Annotated in this window: 8 protein-coding genes and 3 tRNA genes; all 11 read right to left on the reverse strand. The window is 60.9% G+C overall.

Translation table 11 applies throughout. The features are described 5' to 3' along the window. Positions 1 to 108 precede the first annotated feature (108 nt). Entirely contained in the window at positions 109 to 1,464 is a 1,356-nt protein-coding gene (gene gdhA, locus ACTM86_RS05795) for an NADP-specific glutamate dehydrogenase (protein ID WP_441016193.1), read from the reverse strand. A gap of 349 nt (positions 1,465 to 1,813) precedes the next feature. After that, positions 1,814 to 1,910 (reverse strand) — tRNA-Sec (locus ACTM86_RS05800). A gap of 36 nt (positions 1,911 to 1,946) precedes the next feature. After that, on the reverse strand, positions 1,947 to 3,914 hold the full coding sequence (selB, locus tag ACTM86_RS05805; protein ID WP_441016196.1) for a selenocysteine-specific translation elongation factor: 1,968 nt from the start codon (positions 3,912 to 3,914) through the stop codon (positions 1,947 to 1,949). Beyond that, positions 3,911 to 5,368 carry an L-seryl-tRNA(Sec) selenium transferase gene (selA, locus tag ACTM86_RS05810; protein WP_441016199.1) on the reverse strand — a complete coding sequence of 486 codons (1,458 nt, stop codon included), beginning with the start codon at positions 5,366 to 5,368 and terminating at the stop codon, positions 3,911 to 3,913. Before selA ends, selB begins: the two co-directional genes overlap by 4 nt. Before the next feature lie 140 nt (positions 5,369 to 5,508). Then, the gene (locus ACTM86_RS05815; protein ID WP_441016202.1) at positions 5,509 to 6,348 is read right to left on the reverse strand and encodes a formate/nitrite transporter family protein; all 840 of its coding nucleotides are present in this window, start codon (positions 6,346 to 6,348) and stop codon (positions 5,509 to 5,511) included. 39 nt (positions 6,349 to 6,387) lie between these two features. Next, positions 6,388 to 6,597: a hypothetical protein gene (locus ACTM86_RS05820; protein ID WP_441016205.1), complete on the reverse strand. Its 210-nt coding sequence runs from the start codon at positions 6,595 to 6,597 to the stop codon at positions 6,388 to 6,390. A gap of 11 nt (positions 6,598 to 6,608) precedes the next feature. Next, positions 6,609 to 6,758: a hypothetical protein gene (locus ACTM86_RS05825; RefSeq protein ID WP_427747744.1), complete on the reverse strand. Its 150-nt coding sequence runs from the start codon at positions 6,756 to 6,758 to the stop codon at positions 6,609 to 6,611. Between the two features lie 421 nt (positions 6,759 to 7,179). Next, positions 7,180 to 7,253: transfer RNA gene (locus ACTM86_RS05830), tRNA-Gly, on the reverse strand. A gap of 6 nt (positions 7,254 to 7,259) precedes the next feature. Next, a tRNA-Pro gene (locus tag ACTM86_RS05835) sits at positions 7,260 to 7,336 on the reverse strand. A gap of 91 nt (positions 7,337 to 7,427) precedes the next feature. Beyond that, a complete protein-coding gene (brnQ, locus tag ACTM86_RS05840) occupies positions 7,428 to 8,786 on the reverse strand; it encodes a branched-chain amino acid transport system II carrier protein (RefSeq protein WP_441016208.1) in 1,359 nt (452 codons plus the stop codon). A gap of 117 nt (positions 8,787 to 8,903) precedes the next feature. After that, complete coding sequence (locus tag ACTM86_RS05845; protein ID WP_441016211.1) at positions 8,904 to 21,755, reverse strand: InlB B-repeat-containing protein; 12,852 nt, start codon at positions 21,753 to 21,755, stop codon at positions 8,904 to 8,906. Positions 21,756 to 21,758 lie beyond the last annotated feature (3 nt).

The raw sequence follows: 21,758 nt of genomic DNA on the forward strand, positions 1-21,758 counted from the left end.
CAGTATCTCTAAGTGTACCAAACGAGGGAGCACAGCCCTCGCCACCATAGAAAAAGGCTCCCAGCCTGATGGCTGGGAGCCTCACCACATGCTATGTCAAGCGAAGATTTAGCAGACGCCCTGGGCGAGCATGGCGTCGGCGACCTTCAGGAAGCCGGCGATGTTGGCGCCCATGACAAAGTTGCCCTCCTGGCCGTACTCCTTGGCGGTGTCGTCCACGTTGTGGAACATGCCGCGCATGAGCTGCTCGAGCTTGCCGTCGACCTCCTCGAAGGTCCAGGACAGGTGCTCGGCGTTCTGGCTCATCTCCAGGCCGGACACGAGCACGCCGCCGGCGTTGGCAGCCTTACCGGGCATAAAGGCGACGCCGCTCTCCTGGAAGTAAGTCGTGGCCTCGATGGTCGTGGGCATGTTCGCGCCCTCGCCGACCACCTTGCAGCCGTTGGCGACGAGCGCCTGGGCGTCCTCGAGCAGCAGCGTGTTCTCGCGAGCGCAGGGCAGCGCGATGTCGCAGGGCAGCTGCCACACGCCGCGGCCGTCGCCCTCGTGCCACACGGCGTTGGGCTTCTCGTCAACATACATGGCGAGCGTGACGCCCTTGTCGTGGCCGGAGCGCTTCTTGTTGTAGACGTGCTCGAGCACGGTGTAGTCGATGCCGTCGGGATCCTCGACCCAGCCGTGGGTATCGGAGCAGGCGAGCACCTTGCCGCCGAGCTGAGCGACCTTCTGGACCGCGTAGATAGCGACGTTACCGGAGCCGTGAACGACAACGTTCTTGCCCTCGAAAGAGTCGCCGCGGCTCTTGAGGTACTCGTCCACAAAGTAGACCAGACCGTAACCGGTGGCCTCGGTACGGGCGAGCGAGCCGCCAAAGGAAAGGCCCTTGCCGGTAAGGACGCCGGTCCACTCGTTGGTCAGGCGCTTGTACTGACCGAACATGTAGGCAACCTCGCGGCCGCCAACGCCCAGGTCGCCGGCGGGAACGTCGGTGTTGGGGCCAATGTGGCGATAGAGTTCGGTCATGAAGGACTGGCAGAAGTGCATGATCTCGTTGTTGGACTTGCCCTTGGGGTCAAAGTCGGAACCGCCCTTGCCGCCGCCCATGGGAAGGGTGGTCAGGCTGTTCTTGAGGATCTGCTCCAGACCCAGGAACTTGAGCATACCCAGGGTGACCGTCGGGTTAAAGCGCAGGCCGCCCTTGTAGGGTCCAATGGCAGAGTTGAACTCGACGCGGTAACCGCGGTTGACCTGAACCTTGCCCTGATCGTCGACCCAGGGAACACGGAACATGACGATGCGCTCGGGCTCGACGAGGCGCTCCAGCAGGGCGGCCTCCTCGTACTCGGGGTGGGCGTCGAGCGCCGGCTGGATGGTGCCGAGGATCTCGGTCGCGGCCTGGATGAACTCAGGCTGCTCGGGATAGCGGGCCTTGAGCTCTTCGAGAACTTTCTGCGTGTAGCTCATGCTTCCTCCAATGATGGGAAACGTAAATGTCGGTCACGGCACCCTATGCGCCGCGAACTTTATCGTGTATGGATAATATCGCACTGTTGCAGCAAAGTTTCGCATAAGCCGACGAGCAGATGTTTCGTTTTGATTACGATGCAGGTAGAAGCGTTTTTGAGCACCCGACGTACAAATCGCGTGTTTCGAAGCTGTTTCGTCCACATGTTCCAAACCACCACATTGGGGACACATGATGCGCCCGGGCACACCGGCGACAAGACAGACGACACGGCGGACCCGCACAAAAACAAAACAGCGCCTTTGCGGCACGCAGCAAGACCGCGAGCACAAAAGCGCTGGTGGCGTGTGGCGGGAACGTATGTGAATCGAACACATCCAAGACGTTTTGCACGCCTCGCAACGGTTTTGAGGACCGCGGAGCCCACCGGAGCCCATCCGTTCCCAAGTGCGGCGGTATTTTACCAAACCGAGCAGCCAGTCTAGCGTAGGGACCTCAGGCCGCCGGCTTCCTTGTCGAGCACCGTAAAGCGCACGGCATCCAGGTGCTCCAAGATGCTGATGGCACGTTTGCGCGACACGCCCAGCGCCTCGCGCAGCACACTCGTGGTGGCAGCGCCGCCGGCTGCCTCAATGGCGGCGGCGACAAGCTCGCGCGCATGGGCTTCCGAGATGGCAGACAGGGCAACGTCGCGCTCGACCTTAACGATCGAGCGGTTGAGCGAAAGCTCGCGCAGGGCGCGCGTCATGGTGTCGCGGTCGAGCTGCAGTCGCTCACCCACCTCGGGCAGCGTCGGCGCATCGAGGCCGGCCCCGTCGAGCAGCGCCACAATGCGCTCACACGCCTCGCGCACCACACGCGCCGCGGCAGCAGCGGAGTGCGAGTCGAACACCTCGGTGCCCTCGGCGGCGCACACGCCACGCGAGCAGCCCGCGGCAATCAGAGCCGCGGCAACGCCTTCATCGGCGGCAGGCCACGCAGCATGGGCAACGGCGCCGGGCGTAAAACCCGTCTCCTTGGGAGCCGCCGCGTGCATGGCAGACAGGGTCGCCGCCAGCACGTCCATGGCGGCATCAAGCACGGCGCCATTCGCATACAACGTGCCGCCCGAGCCGGCAAGCTCGCAAACAACGCCTCGCGCCACCAACTCGCCCAGCGCGGCATCGGCCTCACCGGCAACAAGATCGAGCGCCTCGGCAACATCAGCCGCCGCAACCGGCAGCGCTTGCAGCGCCAGCCACGCGTCTACGCCAGCAACGGCATCGCCGGCTTCAAGCGCCGCAAACAGCGCACGCTCGCCGGCCGAAAGCTCACGCGAGCGACGGCAGCGCGAAAGCAGCACACGCCCGCCGCCGATGAGCATAACGGGCGAATACGAAAGCACCACGGCATGGTCTCCGGCGCGCAGCGGCAATGGCTCCTCCAGGCGCACCTGCACGGTACGGGTCTCGCCCACCGCCATGGGGACCTCGCCCTCCAAAAGCATGACGCGGCCGATGACCTCGGCCGTGCCGGCCATCACGTGCACGCGCGCGCCCGACTCTAGCACGCGCGGCTTGGCGCCCTCGCGGCCCAGGTAGGTAAACGTCATCATAAAGCGCAACGTCTGACCAAAGCGACCCGCCGCGCCCAGCATCTCACCACGGTCAAGCGCCGCGACACCGTCACCGACCAGGTTAAGCGCCACGCGTTGCCCAGGCAGCGCGCGCGGCGTATCGCCATGCACCTGAATCCCGCGCACACGACAGACCGTACGCGACGGCAAAGCCATCAGCTCGTCGCCCACCGCAACTGGCGCATCGTGCAGCGTTCCCGTAACGACGGTGCCGACACCCTTGATCGTAAAGCAGCGGTCAATCGGCAGGCGAGACGAGGCATCGCTCCGATCGGAACGGTCGCGGCAAGCATCCCAGCAGGCACTTACCTGCTCGTCGACCACCGCAAGCAGCCCGTCGATCCCCTCGCCCGTCTTGGACGACACGGGCACAATCGGCGCGCCCGCAAACACGGTACCCGACAAAAAGTCATCGACATCGAGCTCGGCAAGCTCGGTCATCTCGGCATCGGCCAGGTCGCACATCGTCAACGCGACCACCATGTGAGTGACGCCCAGCAGCTCCAGCACATGCACGTGCTCGCGGGTCTGCGGCATCACGCCCTCGACGGCCGAAACCACCAGCACGGCTACGTCGATACCCGTGGCGCCCTGCACCATGGCGCGCAGGTAGTGGGCATGGCCAGGCACGTCGACCAGGCCGACAATCTTGCCACTCGGCAGCGCCAGCTCGCCAAAGCCAAGCTCAACGGTCATACCTCGACGACGCTCAACCTCCAGACGGTCGGGATTCTTGCCGGTCAGTGCCTCGATCAATGCCGACTTACCGTGGTCGACGTGGCCCGCCGTGCCAACGATAACGGGACACTCCACCAGCGCCTGGACCTCACTCATCGAGCAATCGCCTGCTCAACGCATGCGGCAAGCGTCGATGCCGCCGTCTCGATATCGCGGTCGCCCACGAGCGTACGAACGTCAAACAAAATGCGATCGTGCGAGGTTCGCGTGACGACCGGTGTGTCGAAGTCCTGGACAAGCGAGCGCTTGAGCGCATCGACCGTCAGGCGCGCGTCAACAAGACGCACGGCAACGCACATCGTGGGCAGCTCCATGGTAGGCAGCGAGCCGCCACCGGGGGTCGACGATTCCTCGACGATCTCCACCTGAACGGCGCACGGGCAACCGGCCTTATCGAGCCCGGCGACCATACGATCGCGCAGCTTGCGGGCACGTCGCTCCAAATGGGCCTGCGGCAGCGTAAGCATGCTGAGCACCGGAATATCGCGATGGGCAACATCGGCGCCGTCCATGTAGATGCGCAGCGTGGCCTCGAGCGCCGTAAGCGCCAACTTGCCCGGACGCAGAGCGCGCATGAGCGGATGTGCGCCGCAGGCCTGGACCAGATCGCGACGGCCCATGATGATGCCCGCCTGCGCCGCGCCCAGCAGCTTATCGCCCGAGCACGACACGATATCGAGCCCCGCCGCGACCGAAGCCGGCGTGGGTTCCTCGCCACCGCGCACCAGGATGTCATCGGGCAGGAGCGCGCCCGACCCCTGGTCCTCATAGAACAGCAGGCCATGCTTGTGAGCAAGCGCCGCAAGCTCCCGAGAGCTCACCTCCTCGTGAAAGCCCTCGATGCGATAGTTGGAAGGATGGACCTTGAGAATCATGGCCGTATCGGGCGTGATGGCTTGCTCATAATCTGCTAGGTGCGTGCGGTTGGTGGCGCCGACCTCGACGAGCTTGGCGCCCGAAGACGCCATGACATCGGGGATGCGAAAGCTGCCGCCGATCTCGACAAGCTCGCCGCGGCTAACGATGACCTCCTTGCCTGCGGCATGGGTAGCCAGCACCAGCAGCACCGCGGCGGCGTTGTTGTTGACCACAAGCGCGTCCTCGGCACCGGTGAGCGAGCGGATCAGCTGCGCGGCGTGTTCCTTGCGCGACCCGCGCGAGCAGGTGTCCACGCTGTACTCGAGCGTACTGTACCCGCGCGCAACCTCGGCCACGGCCTTTGCCGCCGACTCCGCGAGCGGGGCGCGGCCCAAGTTGGTATGGATGACCACGCCCGTGGCGTTGACGGCAGGGCGCAGGCTCGGCAGCGCGGAGCGGTGCGCACGCCACTCAATTGCCAAGGCCAGGTCGCGCTTAGAGCGCGGGGCGGCACCGGCGCGAATGGCGGCGCGTTCCTCGTCGAGCTCGGCCGTGACGGCGGCATGTACCACCGCGTCGCAGGTCTCCCCCGCCGCCTTCACTACCGGCCACTCGGCGAGCAGCTCGTTGACGGAGGGAATGGCGCGCAGGCGGGCGCGAACCTCATCGGACATGTTCTGGCTATCGCTCATGTGCGGCCTTTCAAAACCAAAGGTGAATCAATCGTTCGAACGTCAAACTATCAGCCGATTCGATCGGCTGAGTCAATCAATCGCTATTATCCTCGCACGGCGACGCCCCGCGGGAGGTCCAACGTCAAACAGACGGTACCTTACGCCTCAGACTTCTTGGCGTAGATAAACCAGTAGCCGAGCGCGACCAGAACCGCACCGCCCACGATGTTGCCCAACGTGGCGGCGGACAGGTTAAACGCAATGCCCGCGGCGTTGAGCGCATCGGCGCCGGCGACGTCGGCACCATAGCCGCACGCGTGCATCACGGCACCCATGGGCAAAAAGTACATATTGGCAACGCAGTGCTCAAAACCGCAGGCCACAAAGGCGGCGATGGGCAGCAGAATGCCCACGACCTTATCGACCACGGTCTTGCCGGCGGTACCGATCCACACGGCCAGGCACACAAAGATGTTACACAGGATGCCGCGGAAGAAGATCGTCAGCCAGTCGATCGTCACCTTGCCGGCGGCGACACTCACCATGGAATTGGCGACCGCCTCGCCGTTAAGCTTGTAAATGCCGGCCATGTACACCAAAAAGACGATGAACAAGGCACCGGCAAAGTTGCCAAGCCACACGACGAGCCATGCCTTGAGCATCTGGATCAGGGTGATCTTTTTGCTCTTGAGCGCGCAGACCATAAGCGAATTACCGGTGAACAACTCGGCGCCACACACCAGCACCAGCACCAGGCCCAGGCAAAAGCACAGGCCGCCCACGACGCGCTGGGCACCCCAGCCCAGCGTGCTGTCGCTCAAAAACACCGTAAAGAACAGACCGCCGAAGGCGATAAACGCACCGGCGAACATTGCCAACAGAAAGGCCTTATCGACCGGCAGGTTAGCCTTGGTCACGCCGGCGGCCTCGGTCTTGGCCTCGATCGCGGCGGGCGCCAGGCAATCGGGGGCAGGGTACTCCACCTTGGAATCTGCCATGTCAATCACTTCTTTCCTAATCACCAGGGACAAGCGCTGCTACAGCTCCTGTCCCAAGCGGACAAAGTGGGAAAAGTCGTTGGCGACCACGGCGTCGTACACGGCGTCAACGGCGTCAAAGACTTCCGGGGACATGGGGTTGTAGAACTCCGTGTCGCCCGGCTGAATCCCTATGAAGAAGATATCATCGCACGATTGCTCGATTTCTTCGATCAGAATCGACAAAGGGAGCGAATGCGTGGTGAACATCGACTTGCGGGCTACGTCGCGTTTGTCGAGCAGGCGGATGGTGCCACCTGCTGAGCATGCAGGCCAAAGTCGTCGTCAAACACCGAGATGCCGGCCTTGGCCGACCCGCGAAAACCGCGCTCGTCGAGCAGCGCATCGCAGGCCTCGAGTAGCGACGGCACGTGCCAACCATAATCTGCCAGATAATAGCCGGCGTTTCCTGGCCGAGCAATCTCAACCTGAAGCTCAGGTGCAAGTTGCGGTGAAATACGGACTACATGGGCCATAAAAGCCGGAAAACAGTCCGTATTTCACCGCAACTTAGGAGGGGATGTGGGGTCCACGGCAGGTATATGAAAATGCTCTGCTTCCAAAAGGAAGCAGAGCCATTCATCTATCTTGTGGAGCGGGCGACGGGAAGTCCAAGGGTTTGCTTCGCAAACCCTTGTTTCGCTGCGGGCCATTGGCCCTTGCGTGCTGCGCTGGAAAATGCTCACGCATTTTCTCAGCTTCGCACCCTGCCGGGTTCGATTCCCGTCGCCCGGCACGCTTATGAAAACGGCTCTGGCACCAAATAGAGCCAAAGCCGTTAAAACTATCCTATGGAGCGGGCGACGGGAATCGAACCCGCGTCATCAGCTTGGAAGGCTGGGGTTCTACCATTGAACTACGCCCGCAAGATATGGTCGGGACGACAGGATTTGAACCTGCGACATCCTGCTCCCAAAGCAGGCGCGCTACCAAACTGCGCCACGTCCCGAAGGTGTTGAGCAGCTAAGGTCTAAACCTTGCGTGTCCCAAAGCGAAGGAAATTATAGGGGAGACTTCTCTCCTGTGCAAGCGACGATACCCTAGCTCCTCGAATGTGTGACAAACTGGCTATGGAGCAGGCCAATCACAAACGCCACCACGGCGGCCGGCGCCCACGCGGCTCCAATATCCGCCAGCGGCAGCGCATCGAACGGCAGCCACGCGCCCGTAAAGAACGCATCGCGGACCGAAGTGATTACGCTCTGCACCGCGACAACGCCGCCGACCCAAACCCAGACCCGCGGATGCGCATCGCAAAAACCGTGCACCAGGCCCATAAGCACCAGCACGATGGCAACGGGATACAAGGCGTTGAGCATGGGCACCGAGAACATGAGGATCGCGTCGAGACCCACGTTGGAGAGCACGCAAGAAAACGCCGCGAACACAAAGGCGAGAACCGCAAAGGGACGGCGCATAGCCTCCTCGGAAGCCTCCGCTCCCCCTTCGACCACATACGTCTCGCAGAAGTAGCGCGAGCAGCAGCTGATGAGGCCGATGCACACGTTCATGCAGGCGAGGAAAAAGATCGCAAAGACCACGATCGTGCCGGCAAGACCAAAGTGCATGGAGGCAGAGCGGGCAAGGATGGCGGCGCCGTTGGTAGCATCGGGCACAACCGTGCCGAGCTGCATGCCGGCAAGCGCCAGGCCGCAGTAGATGATGGCCATGAGCACGCCGGCGATCACACCGGAACGCGAGATCTCGAAGGCCACGCGCTTATCGTCGGTCACGCCCAGCTCGTGGATGGTCTCGGCGATGATGATACCGAAGGCGAGCGATGCAAGCAGGTCCATGGTCTGGTAGCCGGTCAAAAAGCCCTGCACGGCGGCGCCCGCATCGTAGGGAGCCTGCGGCGCGGCAGCCGGTCCCAACGGCGAGACCACGGCGGCACCCACGACCAGCACGATGAGCGCAATGAGCGCGGGGCCCGTAATGCGGCCGAGCACGCGCGTGATAACGCCCGGACGCAGCGTGAGCACAAACGCGACGACGAAGAACCCGATGGCAAACACCAGACGTGCCGTGCCGAGCGAGACGCCCTCCGGCAGCAGCGGCACCAGCATCTCGAAGGCCGTGGAGCTCGTGCGCGGAATAGCCAGGCACGGGCCGATGGCTAGATACACCGCCGCAACGAAGAATTCGCCAAACTTAGGATGCACACGCCCGGCCAGCTCGCGCGCCGTTCCGGCAAGCGCCACGGCGATAAAGCCCATGACGGGTAGGCCGATGGCGGCAATCAGAAAGCCGAGCATGGCGAGCGGCGTGGCAGAGCCTGCCTGCAGCGCCAGCAGCGGCGGAATAATGAGGTTGCCGGCGCCAAAGAGCATCGAGAACAGGGCGATGCCGACGGTAACGACATGGTCGGAGCGCAGGCCGCGCGGGGCGGATGAGGCCATGGGACCACCTTTCGGGTCGAAACAAAACGGGACGGGCAAAAGACCCGTCCCGCAAGTATAAACGTTTGAGCAGGTCAGATGATGCAAAGCATCAATCTGGTTGCCTCTTTAGATCCGCTACGCGTCAGAGCGACGGCGACGCAGCAGCTCGAGCCCCAGTGCGACAAGCGCAACAGCACCCGCGGCCACAGCGACAGCCAACGGCGTGCGATCGCCCGTATCGGCGAGCTGCTGAGCACTCGACTTGGAAGACTCCTTCTTACCGGAGTTTTCCGCGCCCGATGCCTTTGCCTTATCGACTGCGGAGTCATCCGGGCTACCGGGTTTTGTCGGATCCTTTGAATCCGGCTGGTCGGAATCGGGCGTTCCGGGCTTTTCCGGCTCCGGCTTACTCGGGTTGTCAGGCTCGGGCTTGTCCGGCTGGTCCGGGTCGGGCTTGCCCGGATCGGGAACCACCGGGTCCGGGTCGACAGGCTCCTGCTTCTTCTTCACCGTCAGCGTACCGGGCTCAACCATGACATCGAAGTTCGGGTCGGTGACCGTCGCCTCGATCTGGTACTCGCCCGCCGGGGAACTCTCATCGGCGACGCAGGAGTACTCGACCTTCACGCCCGAGGTATTGGCCGAACTCTTTAGGCTCGAGGTAAACGCGGGGTTCGCCTCTCCCTCGAAGCGTTCAGCATCGTCGACCTTTACCTTAAGCTTCGCCGGCGCAATCTTGAAGTTGCGCGAGGCGGCGCCGATATACCCGTTGCTTCGCAGCGTGGCAACGGCGCGATACGTGCCCGCATCGGTCGGGGCCTCACTCGACGAATAGTGTGTGCCGCCCGTCCCGTAATACCTGACCCTCAAGTCACCTTCGCAGGCCTTGGGAACCCCCGTGACCTCGGGCGCCTGGGCGTCACCACTATAGACGAAGTCGCCGCCTGCAAATGCGAGCTCGACCCGCTTCGCCTGAACGACCAGAACGAAGTGCGCGGTCGCGGTCTTGCCATGAGCATCCTTGCACGTGACGTCAAAGGTAGACACTCCGGCCTTGGACGAGGTGCCCGAGAGCGTCAGACCGCCCGCCGTGCGGATGAGCTTAAATCCGTCTGGGAGCTTAGCGTCGTCCCACGTGTACTCATACGGAGCTTCGCCACCCGCGGCACCCAAAATCGTCGCGCGATACGTGTTATGCGCACGTGCAACCGGCAGCAGACCGCCGTTGAACACGAGGGCATCCCGGGGCACAACGGAAACGACGGCGCGATCGCTGTCCACCTGTGTCTCGGTACGAAGATATCGCTGAGTGACGCAGCAGGAATACTCGCCGGCGCAATCCTCATCGAGGCCCTCGATGAGAAGCGTCTCCTCCGTCTCGCCCTCAAGCGCCACAGCCTCGCCGCCCACCATGTGGAACCACTGATAGGAAAGCTCAATCTCGGCAGCAGAACCCGTGGACGAGGACGCGTGGTCGAGGACGCCCTTCCCCGCCTCGGCAGCAACCGAGAGCACAACAGCATCGTCCTCGTGGGCACTCGCATCCTGTGGCTGCGCAATCACCTTCGGAGCGTCCGCTTTCGCGAACTCGAACGTAATCTCGTGCGACGCGGTGACGCCACTCAGCGTGACCTCGTACGCTCCGCCCTCATAGTCGGAGATATCAAGATCGATGGCCTTGTCCGAGTCGGCTTCCGTGACCGTCACCCGCTCGAGGTAGTAGCCCTCGTCAGGCGTCGCCGAGAGCGTCACGTCGCCGCCGGCATCAACGGTGACGGAAGCGTTGTTGACCGAACCGTTGACCGCCTTCGCCGTCACCTCAAAGCGCTCGGGCTTGTCCGGGTTATCGGGCTCGGGGTTATCAGGGTCGGGATTATCGGGATCAGGCTTGGGGCCCGGATCAGGCTGATCGGGATCCGGATTATCCGGGTCGGGGTTGGGACCAGGACCAGGCTGATCGGGATCCGGGTTGTCCGGGTCAGGGTTATCTGGATTGTCCGGCTCAGGGCTATCCGGGTCCGGATTGTCCGGGTCCGGAACCACCGGGCCGGGATCGACGGGCTCCTGCTTCTTTTTCACCGTCAGCGTTCCGGGCACGACCTCGACATCGAAGTTCGGGTCGGCAACCGTCGCGCCGATTTGGTACCCGCCAGCAGGAGAGCTCTCGTCGGCATCGCAGGAGTACTCGACCTTCACACCCGAAGTATCAACCGCACTCTCCAGGCTCGAGGTAAACGCTGGGTTCGTCTCTCCCTCGAAGCGCTCGGCATCGTCAACCTTCACCTTGAGCTTTGCCGGAGCGATCTCGAACTGGCAGGCAGCGGCACCGATGTAGCCGTGGCTGCGCAGCGTGGCGACAGCGCGGTATGTGCCGGCATCGGTCGGGGCCTCCGTCGAGGAATACTGCGTACTTCCGCACCCGTAGTACCCGACGTTAAGGTCGCCCTTGCAGACCTTGGGAGTACCGGAAACTTCGGGCGCCTGCGACGCGCCATTAAAGGTAAAGTTGCCATCCGTGAACGATAGCTTTACGCGCTTTGCCTGAACAACGATCGCAAAGTGGGCAGTCACGGCCTCGCCACGTGCATCCGTGCACGTGATGTCGAAGGTGGAAACGCCCGTCTTGGACGGAACGCCAGAGAGCGTCAGGCCGCTCGAAGTACGGGAGAGCTTAAGCCCGTCGGGGAGCTTCGCCTCATCCCATGCGTACTCGTACGGAGCCATGCCGCCCGCGGCCCCGGCAATCGTTGCGAGGTACGTGCTGTGGGCGCTCGCTGCCGGCAGCAGGTCGCCGTTAAATACAAGGGTGTCCCACGGCACGATAGAGACGGAGGCACAATCACTGTCCGTCTGCTTCTCAGTACCAAGGTAGCGCTGAGTGACGCGGCAGAAATACTCGCCGGCCTGCTCGTCATCGAGGTCCGCGAGTGAGAGCGTCTCCCCCGTCTCGCCCTCGAGCGCCACGGCCTTGCCATTCACCATGCGGAACCACTGGTAGGAAAGCTCGACCTCGGCAGCGCAACCCGTTGACGAGGCAGCGTGGTCAGCGACGTTTTTGCCTGCCTCGGCCGCAACCGAGAGCACAGCCGAATCGCCCTCATGGACGCTCACGTCCTGCGGCCGCGCGATCACACGCGGAGCGTCCGCCTTCGCGAACTCGAACGTGACCTCCTGCGATGCGGTGACATCGCTCAACGTGACCTCGTACGCCCCGCCCTTGTAATCAGAAATGTCGAGGTCAACGGTCGCATCCGAGCCTGCCTGCGCGACCGTCACGCACTCGAGGTAGCAGCCCTCGTCGGGCGTTGCCGAGAGGATCGCTTCCCCGCCCTCAACAACCGAAACCGAAGCATTGTCAACCGAACCGTTGACTGCCTTCGCCGTCACCTTGTAGTGCTCGGGCTTCTTCTTGACCGTCAGCGTGCCGGGGTCGACCGCGACATCAAAGTTCGGATCGGCGACCGCCGCGTTGATCTGGTACTCACCCGCCGGCGATTTCTCATTCGCCGAGCAGAAGTACGCAACCTTTACGTCCGACGTGTCGCAACGACTCACCAAGCTGGAGGTAAACTCGGGGTTCTTCTGACCCTCAAAGCGCTCGGCATCGTCGACCTTCACCAGCAGCTGGGCAGGTGCAACGGAAACCGTCAACTCGACATCCTCGGCAGCAAGATAGTTACGCGAGGCAGCGGCATGGGCGACAACATGCGCCGTACCGGCGGCCTTCACCGTCGCACAGCGTCCCTTAATCGAAACCGGGCTCGCATCGTCATTAGAATCGACCAGCTCAAAGCTCACGGGAGTCAGGGCAACGTTGTTAAACACAATGGGGTCTCCACCGTAAACACCCGAATAGCTCGTCGTTCCCGTAATGACCTGGCTTGCCTTTGCAATCGAGAACTCGGCGGACTTTTTACCCTGATAGTTGGGGTCAGTCACCTTAACCGTGACGCGGTAGTTGCCACTGTCGCACGGCTCCAGCGCCGTCGGACCATAGGACGTTCCATCTATACCGCGATAGGCAACGGAATAGGCAGACGCAGCAAGGCCGGCAACCGCAACCGCCGCACCGTGTCGTGCGCCATCGTATGTCACATCAGACGTCTCGATCGAAATATCGACCGGGGCCTTCTCGATCGTAAAGTCACAGGAGGCATTACCGACATATCCCTTGGCGTCGAGCGTCGCCACCGCACGATACGTGCCGGCATCCACCGGCGCCTTATCAGACAAGTAATGTGTGTGGCCCGTGCCAACATAGGCCAGTTTGACATCGTCCTCGCAACCCTCGGGCACGCCCGAAAGCTCCGGGGCCTGCGCCGTCGCGTTGTAGGTAAAGGTCTGGCCCTCAAATGCAAGCGGGGCTTTCTTCGCCTTCACGAGCAGCGCGAAGTTTGCATCGCACTTGTCGCCCAGGTCATCGGTGCACGAAATCTTAAAGCGACAAACACCCGTAGCCGCAGGCACGCCCGAGAGCACCAGGGCGCCCGATCCGTCATCTGCCAGAGTCAGCTGCATGCCCTCAGGAACCTCAACATCATCCAAGTTGTACGCATACGGTGCCCTGCCGCCCGTAGCGCCGACAATCTCCGCACGGTACTCATCGTGAGCGTTCGCCACCGGCAGCACACGCCCATTAAACACAAGTGCTTCTCGGGGTACGATGGATACCTTCGCCTGTTCGGTATCCGTCTTTGTCACCGTGCCCAGGTAGTTCTGCGTAATGCGGCAGAAGAACTCGCCCTCGCCGTCGCTGTCGAGCTGAGCGATCGAAAGAGTCTCCCTTGTCTCGCCCTTCAGCGCCACTGCCTTGCCACCATCGTCAGACACGCGATACCACTGGTAGCTCAGCTTGACGTCTGCAGCGGATCCAGAAGACACGGCCGCATGGACGCGAACATTGCGCCCCGCCTCGGCGGCGAACGAAAGCTCAACCGGATCGCCCTCGTAAGCACTCGCATCCTGCGGCTGAGCGAGCACCTCCGGAGCCGCAGCCTTCGCGAATTCAAATGTGACCTGCTGCGGAGCACTCACGCCACTCAGTGTGACTTCGTACGCCCCACCCTTATAGTCAGAAATATCAAGGTCATAGGCATTGCCGGCCGAACCGTCATCGCCTGCCTCTTCGGCAACGGTCACGCGCGTCAGGTAGCAGCCCTCATCGGGCGTCGCCGAAAGCGTCACCTTGCCATCCGTAGCGACCAAAGCAGACTCCGGATCAACCGATCCGTTGACCGCTCGGGCCGTCACCTTGTACTTAGGCGCCTCCGCAAAGCGCGCCTCGACGGTCATGTTGTCCTCGGGGACAAACGTCCAGGTAGCATCCGTGCTCAGCGGCTCATCGCCCAACGACCCGTCGTCATTGCGCGTATACCACCCATCAAACACATAGCCCGCATCGGGAACAGCAGTCAGGGTCGTGGACTCACCGTTCTCGACTTCGTTGGTCACGGCATAGCCCAGAGATTCGTCCTCGGAGGAACCCTCGACGTGTCCGCCCTGACGCGAATCCACCGCCGTAACCGTCATCGACGCCCGCTCATAAACGGCCGTAAAAGTACGGTTGCCAAACACTACGCGGTTGATCACCGGCGTAAATCCCACAGGCATGCCGTTCTCGTCGACCCAGTATTTAAACTTCCAACCCTCGTGCGGCACGGTAAACATAATCGCCGCGGAGTGGTAGGAGCCGCCGGTACCAAGCGCAACCATGCTAAAGCCCGCGCCCTTGGGATACGTAGCGACCTGAACATCGCAGCCCGTCTCATAGAACACGGCCGTAAGCTGCCTATTCTCCTTTGCGGTACCGATATAGAATGCGCTGTAGCTCACCGTGACACCCGCATCGTCGACCCAATGCGAGAAGTGGTACTTCTTCCACGGAATCGCAATCGCCATAAACATGTCGCCCCTGTCGTACGACCTGCTACCGGCAGGAATGCCGTCAACCAGAAGGGCCGTACCGCGGAAGATGGACGAGCCGGTGACGGTAATGGTCACCTGTCCATCGGATTCGAACTGTGCGTAGTACGTTATGTCTTGCATGGCGGTCACATCGAGGGTCGTCGCGGTCTCGACAATCGAGGTGCCCTCCTTATCGGTGCTCCAGCCCACAAAGCGATAGCCCATACCGGCAACAGCAGTCAGCTCCACATGATTGCCCACGGCAAAGCTACCGCTGCCCGTAACGCGGCAGCCCCTGTTCGATGCCTTGTCCTTCACCACGACCTCGCCCGTAACGGTCACCTCGTACGGATCGGCAAACACGGCCTGGAGCTCCAACGTATCGTCCTCGAGCCCCTCGACCATATCCTTGTCGAGCTTAACCCAGCAATGGGCATCGCAGCTCAGCAGCGACTTGTTGCCCTCGGCATCCAAGACATACCAACCGGCAAATCGCTTGGTACCCATAGGTGTAGCGTTGAGTTCGACCGTATCACCGAATTGATAGGAGCCCTCGCCGCTCAGAGTGCTAACGCTATCGTCACTCGCGCTCAAAACGACCTGATAGGACTTAGGCGCAAAGGTCGCCGTGTAGGTAGCGTCGTCCGTGACCTTAACGGTATAGTCGGTGTTCTCGCTGACTGTCCCGCCCTTGTCGTCCGTCCAACCCGCAAACGAATACCCGGTGTTTGCAGTCGCACGAAGCGTTGCGCGGTCGCCGGCCTCATAGCCACCAAAGCCGCTCACGGCTCCGCCCTCGCCAGGCGAAGCAACGGTATGCACGACATACGAACCCGACGCAAAGAGGGCATAGAGCGACGTATCCTCACGCACGGTAAATCGATAGGTTTTCTTGGAGCTCACGCACGTGCCGTTACGGAGCCAGCCCACAAAAGCCGTATCCTCGGCGGCGACCGCACGCACGGTTGCGACCTGTCCGGCGGCATACGTCCCCGCGCCCTCGACCGTGCCCATACTCTCCTCGCACGAGACGTCCACCGTACATTGCTTTGCCGAGAACACGGCCTGGAGCGTCGTGTCAGACGTCGGCACCACGTGATAGGTTCTGTCACGGCTTACCACGGCTCCCGAGGCATCGGCCCAATACTCAAACGCATAGCCCGAAAGCGCATGCGCGGTCAGCGTGGCGGCATGCCCCGCCTCAACGGTACCTGTGCCCTCGACCCAGCCGGCGACGCTCGATTCGACCAGCGAACCGGTGCCGGAATCGACTACCGCCGTGGCGTCGACTTCATAGCTTTTTGCCATAAAGCGAGCGACGTGCACATGGCTGCGCTCCTGGTGGCAGGTGAACTCCGCATCGGCAGACTCAAACGTGCCGTCGGCCGTATACCAACCAGTAAAGACGTAACCGGGGTTGGGCGTCGCCTTCAGGGCAACCTCAGCGCCGCGGTCGGCAAGGACGCGGCTCGCCTTGACGGTGCCACCTTCCGCAGGATCGGCGAGGGGTACGCAAACGGTATCGACAGGCACAAAGGCCGCGGTAATAACGCAGTGCCCGGTTTTACCGCGAGCCTTCGCAACCAACGAGGTCTCATGCTTAAGGCTCTTCAGGCGGCCATTGACGTACCAACCCCAGAACAAAAAGCCAGGATGGGCCTTGGCCGTCAGATGAAGGGTCTCACCTAATTTGAACTTATCAGTCGTGGGCTTCACCACAGTCCCGTTGCACGTCACGGTACCGCCGAGCCACGAATCAGCCGTGACCATGACCTCGGGTTTTGAGTCGGTAAAGATCGCGGTATAGGTGTCGCTCTTGGTAACCTTAACGACCAGCTCGGCGGTGTCGTACTCCCTACCGGAGTCATCCTTCCAATGGTCAAAGCGGTAGCCGTCATTGGCCTTTGCCTTGAGCATCACCGTGTCGCCATATCCGCAGGTAACCGAAGATGCCCCCGGGTGCCCCTCAATCTCAACCGCACCGCGCTCCACAAAGGTCTTCTTGGCCTTCGCCGTCACGGTATAGGTATTTTCCTCAAACACCGCGCGCACGGTGCATTCCACGTCCTCGGGATAGAACTCGAGGTAGCTGGGGTCGGTGCCCAAAAGCAGGTCCGTCTTGGCGTCGTACCAGCCCTTAAAGGTAAATTGTTTGCTCGCCTCGGCCGTGAGCTCTATGCTCAGCATGGCAGGCTCGCCCTTTATGCAGTAGCCCTCGCCGTGCACTAAATATTTGCCCGCCATGGCCGCGGCCGGCTCAACGACCACGTCTACCTTGCAGGCACGCGTAAACTTCGCCTGGAGCACGCAGTCGGTAATGGGCTCAAAGGTATAGGAACGCTCGCTCGACACCAGCGTCGACGTAGTATCCGAGCCACCATTGCTCAGATACCAACCGTCAAAGATATAACCCTCGGATGGGGTGGCCTCCGCGGTCACGCGCTGCCCTTCGGGAACCTCGAGCACCATGCCGGCAGTCTCGCCGCGCTTCAGTGTAACGGTGCCGCCCTCGAGCAGGTCGGCCTCGGCACGCACGATATGCGCATCCCTGCCGTCCATTACAGCCTCGATCCGGGCATTCCCGTTAACGCGGTATTCGCAAACTTCCTGCTTGTTGGCAATCGTGATGCCCTGCGTATCGGTTTCGCGCCACTCCACAAACCGATACGTTTTTTCCGGATTGTCGGGGCGCACCTTGGGCCGCATCGTAAACGTGAGAATGTCCCCATCCTTCGCGCGAACCTTGCCATCCACGACCGGCACGCCATCGCACAGCACCTCGGCGCTATCGAAGGGGTCGGTATTCACCAGGATTGTCTTATCCGCCTTGCGGAAGCGTGCAACCAGATGGCGGTCGACCTCGGCCTTGAAGATATACGTACGCTCGGGCGAGACCTCGATGCCGTCCTCAAACCATCCCACAAAGGCATAGTCGGGACCCTCGCTCGCGGTGACCATAGCCTGATCGCCACGCGTAATGCTCTGCTTTACGGGGCTTGCGGTGCAGCCTGTCGAAAAATCGGCCTGAATGCCATCGGCTTCGGCAACCGCCGTAATCTCAACTTTTTTCTCGAAAACGGCCGTCATTTTTACGACCTCGGGCGTCAGGTCCGTGATCGTCATCGTCTTGAGAGGTGATGTCGAGACCTCGACACCGTTCTCTTTCCAACACACGAAGCGATAGCCGGGATTGGCGACAGCCTCCAGCGTGGCGACCGTCCCCTCATAGTGGATACCGCCTCCGGTAACGACGCCGCCCACCTCGGGCTGCGCGGTGGCAATTATTTCGATCTTATGGTCGCCATGAGGCTTGGGCTTCTTGTGGTCGTCGATGATGTCCTTAATCTCCTTGAGCACCTTTGTGCCGACGGCGGCAACATCCTCAATGTTGTCGGCCATACCGATCTCGATCACCGCATCGGCCGCGATGGGGTCGACGATCTCGCCCAGCCCATACATGGTAGCGAGGACGGCCGCAGCCGTAATCGCGGCGATGAGCGCAGCCTTAAGCGCTGCGAGTGACTCGTCGGGGTCAGTCGCAGCGCGGAAATGCGCGGTGTACTGCACATCTCCCTCGAGCACAAACGTGTAGGACGGACCATCGTCGCCGGTAAAGACAACGTTGCCGAGGGCATCGGTCGCGTAGTCAAACACATAGCCAGGCATTGGCACCGCCACGACCGTTACGCGCGATCCGATACCGTACAGACCGGTAGAGAGGAACTGTCCGAGCGGCTGCCCGTTCTCATCGACCCCGTCCACACCCAGCACAACGCTCGCCTGCGGAGCGCAGTAGCGCGGAGTGATCTCGATCCTAGCGTCAGTCTTGTCCTCGGACACAATCGCGTCCGCCTTGTCCACCGTATAGGTAAAGTCAAGCTGATCGCTCACGGCGTACGCATCATCGCCCTCGCCCAGATACCAGCCCAGGAACAGCGCGTTATCCGTGACAGCGGAAACCTCAACCGTCTCGCCGGCATTGCGATAGCAGTTTTGAGCGGTAACACTCAGGTGCGCAAAGTCCTGCGACGAGTCGGTCGCCTGCGCATCGTTGACGTACACCGCATAGTCCTTGAGCTTAAAGCGAGCCTCCAGGGACAGGTCCTTATCTGGCGTAAACGTGTAGACCGGCTCCTTGGAGATGTACTTGCCGGACTCGGTGTCATACCAGCCCTTAAACGTGATGTTGTCGTTGAGCATCCCCAAAGTACCGGCATCGAGCGCGACTTCGGCACCTGCGTCGATCGTCATCGTGCCGGAAACATCGGGAAGCTCAACGCCATCCATCAGCTTGTGTTCGCCCTTATCAATCGTTTGGGCATAGGAAATCTGGAACGATGTCGGCGTGGGTTTCTTAAGCTGTAGCGTGCCCTTGGTTTGGGTTTCGAAATGCGAATAGCCGTCGTCATACACGAGCTTTACGGGCTGTCCGTCCATCGACTCATCGAAGACATCACCATCGCAGGGGGTGGCCGTAAGGTACTCGCCGAGCTCTTCCTGTATGAGGGCCTCGTAGTCCCAAATCGATACCGAATGCGGGTAATCGAGCTCGACGTTCATGCCCTCGAGCGAAATGGTCTCCCCCGTCTCATAGGTCATGTTGTTGGGGTCGCATGAAATCTCAACGTTCTCGAGCACCTTGCCCACCGGGACGGGCAGGCAGCCGTTGCACCTCTCCCAAACAGCTTTGGGATGCCCGTTAGCATACTTCGGAATCATCTTGGCGGGGACCATGACGGTCATGTTGTATTTGGGGAACGTGTCGGTGTTAATGAGCACCGCATTGTTGCACCCAAAGAACACGGTCTCGAGATTGGTACTGCCAAACGCCTTTTTCGGCAACTCCTCGATCTTGGAGTTATATGGCAGTGTCAGCCCGCCGCTCAAGTCGGTGCCGTAGAAGCAGGTGTGACCAAGCGTTTCGACCGTTGTGTTGCTCTCGAGCCCCGTGGTAGCAAGGTTCGAGCAGAACCTAAACGCGCAAACGCCAATCGATGTAATGGAGGTATTCTTGTCCAGGCCGGTATCGGTCAGAGCTCTGCAGCCTTCGTAGGCTCTGTCGGGAATCGATGTGAGGCCGACAACCTTGTCGAGCCCCGTGGACACCAGCCCACTCTCGGCAAACGCGGCGTCGCCCATAGAGCCAATGGCGGCAACCTCGTTGATGTTCAAACTCGTAAGCGACTTGCAGCCATAGAATGCCTCTTTCCCGATGGTACCGATGGTCATGCCGGAAAGGCTGATATCGGTGAGATTCGGGCAGTTATAGAAGGCGTGCAGTCCGATTTTGGAAATGGAACTGTTCTCAAAGCGCACTGAGCGCAGATTGGTAGAGTCGGCGCAGAGCTGTGCGTCGACTTCATCAACCCCGTAATCGACAATCAAATTCGTTACCATTCGACCGTCGACGGAGTTCTCGCGCGGGTTGTTTTCATCGATTTCTACCGTAAGATTTCCGTTTGCGTCGCACGGATACAGGTAGTAGTTCGGCATGAACTTGGCATACTCGTAGGCCGCCTGCTGCAGGTTGCCCTTGCTGTACGCGACAAGGCGCGTGTAGCCATCGTCGTACACGAGCTGTATAGGTTCTCCGTCCATCGACTCGTCGAAGACATCACCATCACAGGGGGTCGCCGTAAGGTATTCGCCGAGTTCGTCCTTTATGAGCGCTTCGTAGTCGCTATCCATCGTCGAATGAGGATATTGAAACGTGACGCTCATGCCCTCGAGCGAAATGGTGTCACCCTGCTGATAGGCCATCTTGTCGGGATCACGCGAGACCTTAATCTTTTGAAGCATCTTGCCCACGGGGACGGGCAGGCTGCCATTGCAACTCTCCCAAACCTCGTTGGGGCGACCGCTTGCGTATTGCGAAACCATCTTGGCAGGGACCATGACGGTCATGTTTTGCTTGGGGAACGTGGTGGGATTAATGAGCACCACATGGTCGCATCCAAAGTACACAGTTTCAAGCTTAGAGCCATAGAACGCACGGCTCGGCAGTTCCTCGATCTTGGAATAAAGGGGCAGCGTCAGCCCGCCGCTCATATTGGTCCCGGAGAAACAGCCTTCGCGAAGCGTCTTGATCGTCGTATTGTTCTCGAGCCCCGTCGTCGCAAGGCGAGAGCAGTTTTTGAACGCATTAACGCCGATTGATGTGATAGATGTGTTCCCTCCCAGACCGGTATCGGTCAGAGCGCTGCAGCCATTATAAGCGTTCTCAGGAATCGAACTGAGACCAACGACCTTGTCGAGCCCCGTAGACCGCAGCCCGCTCCAGGCAAACGCGGCATCGTCCATAGAGCCGATGGTAGCAACGTCATTAATGTTCAGACTCGTAAGCGATCCGCACCCAGAAAACGCTTCTGTTCCGATGCCCCCAATGGTCATACCGGAAAAGCTGATATCGGCGAGATTCGAGCAGCCAGAAAAGGCGTGTAATCCAATTGAAGAAATAGAGCTGTTCTCAAAACGTACCGAGCGCAGATTGGAGGAGTACTCACAAATATATCCGGGGACCCCATCCACTCCGTAATCAACGATCAGGTTGGTCACCAATTTACCATCGACAGAGTTCTCATTCGGGTCGTTTTCATCAATCTCTACCGTAACGCTTCCGCCAGCATCACACGGATACACATAGCCGTTCGGCATAAGCTTGGCATACTCATAGACCGTTGGGTCCTCATACACGAGGGGATCGACTTCGCTGTCATCGGACGAGGGTTCCGCCGTTGCAGGCGAGGTCTTTGCTGCATCGGAGTTGGTCGCGGAGCTCGAAAGATCTTGGGCCAGGCTCGACGTGGAAGTACTGGTATCCGAGCTGGACGATTCGTCCAGAGCGTTATTCGTTTGGTCGGAAGTTGTGGATGAGCCGCCCTCGCCCAAAGACGACGCGTTATCGACCGCATCGGCATCAGCGTCAGAGCCCGAGTCGGTCTCTTGGGCCTCGTTTTCGACGGCGACCGCCCCAGCATCATCGGCATAGGCTGTGCTGGGCGCAAGGGGTATCGAGGTCACGACCATCGCGACCGAAAGATAGACGACCAAAAACCTATAGAGGGCAGCAGTGATCCTGTTCATAGG

Origin of the sequence: Collinsella sp. HCP3S3_E11, from assembly GCF_052067375.1 — a bacterium.
Lineage (GTDB): Bacteria > Actinomycetota > Coriobacteriia > Coriobacteriales > Coriobacteriaceae > Collinsella.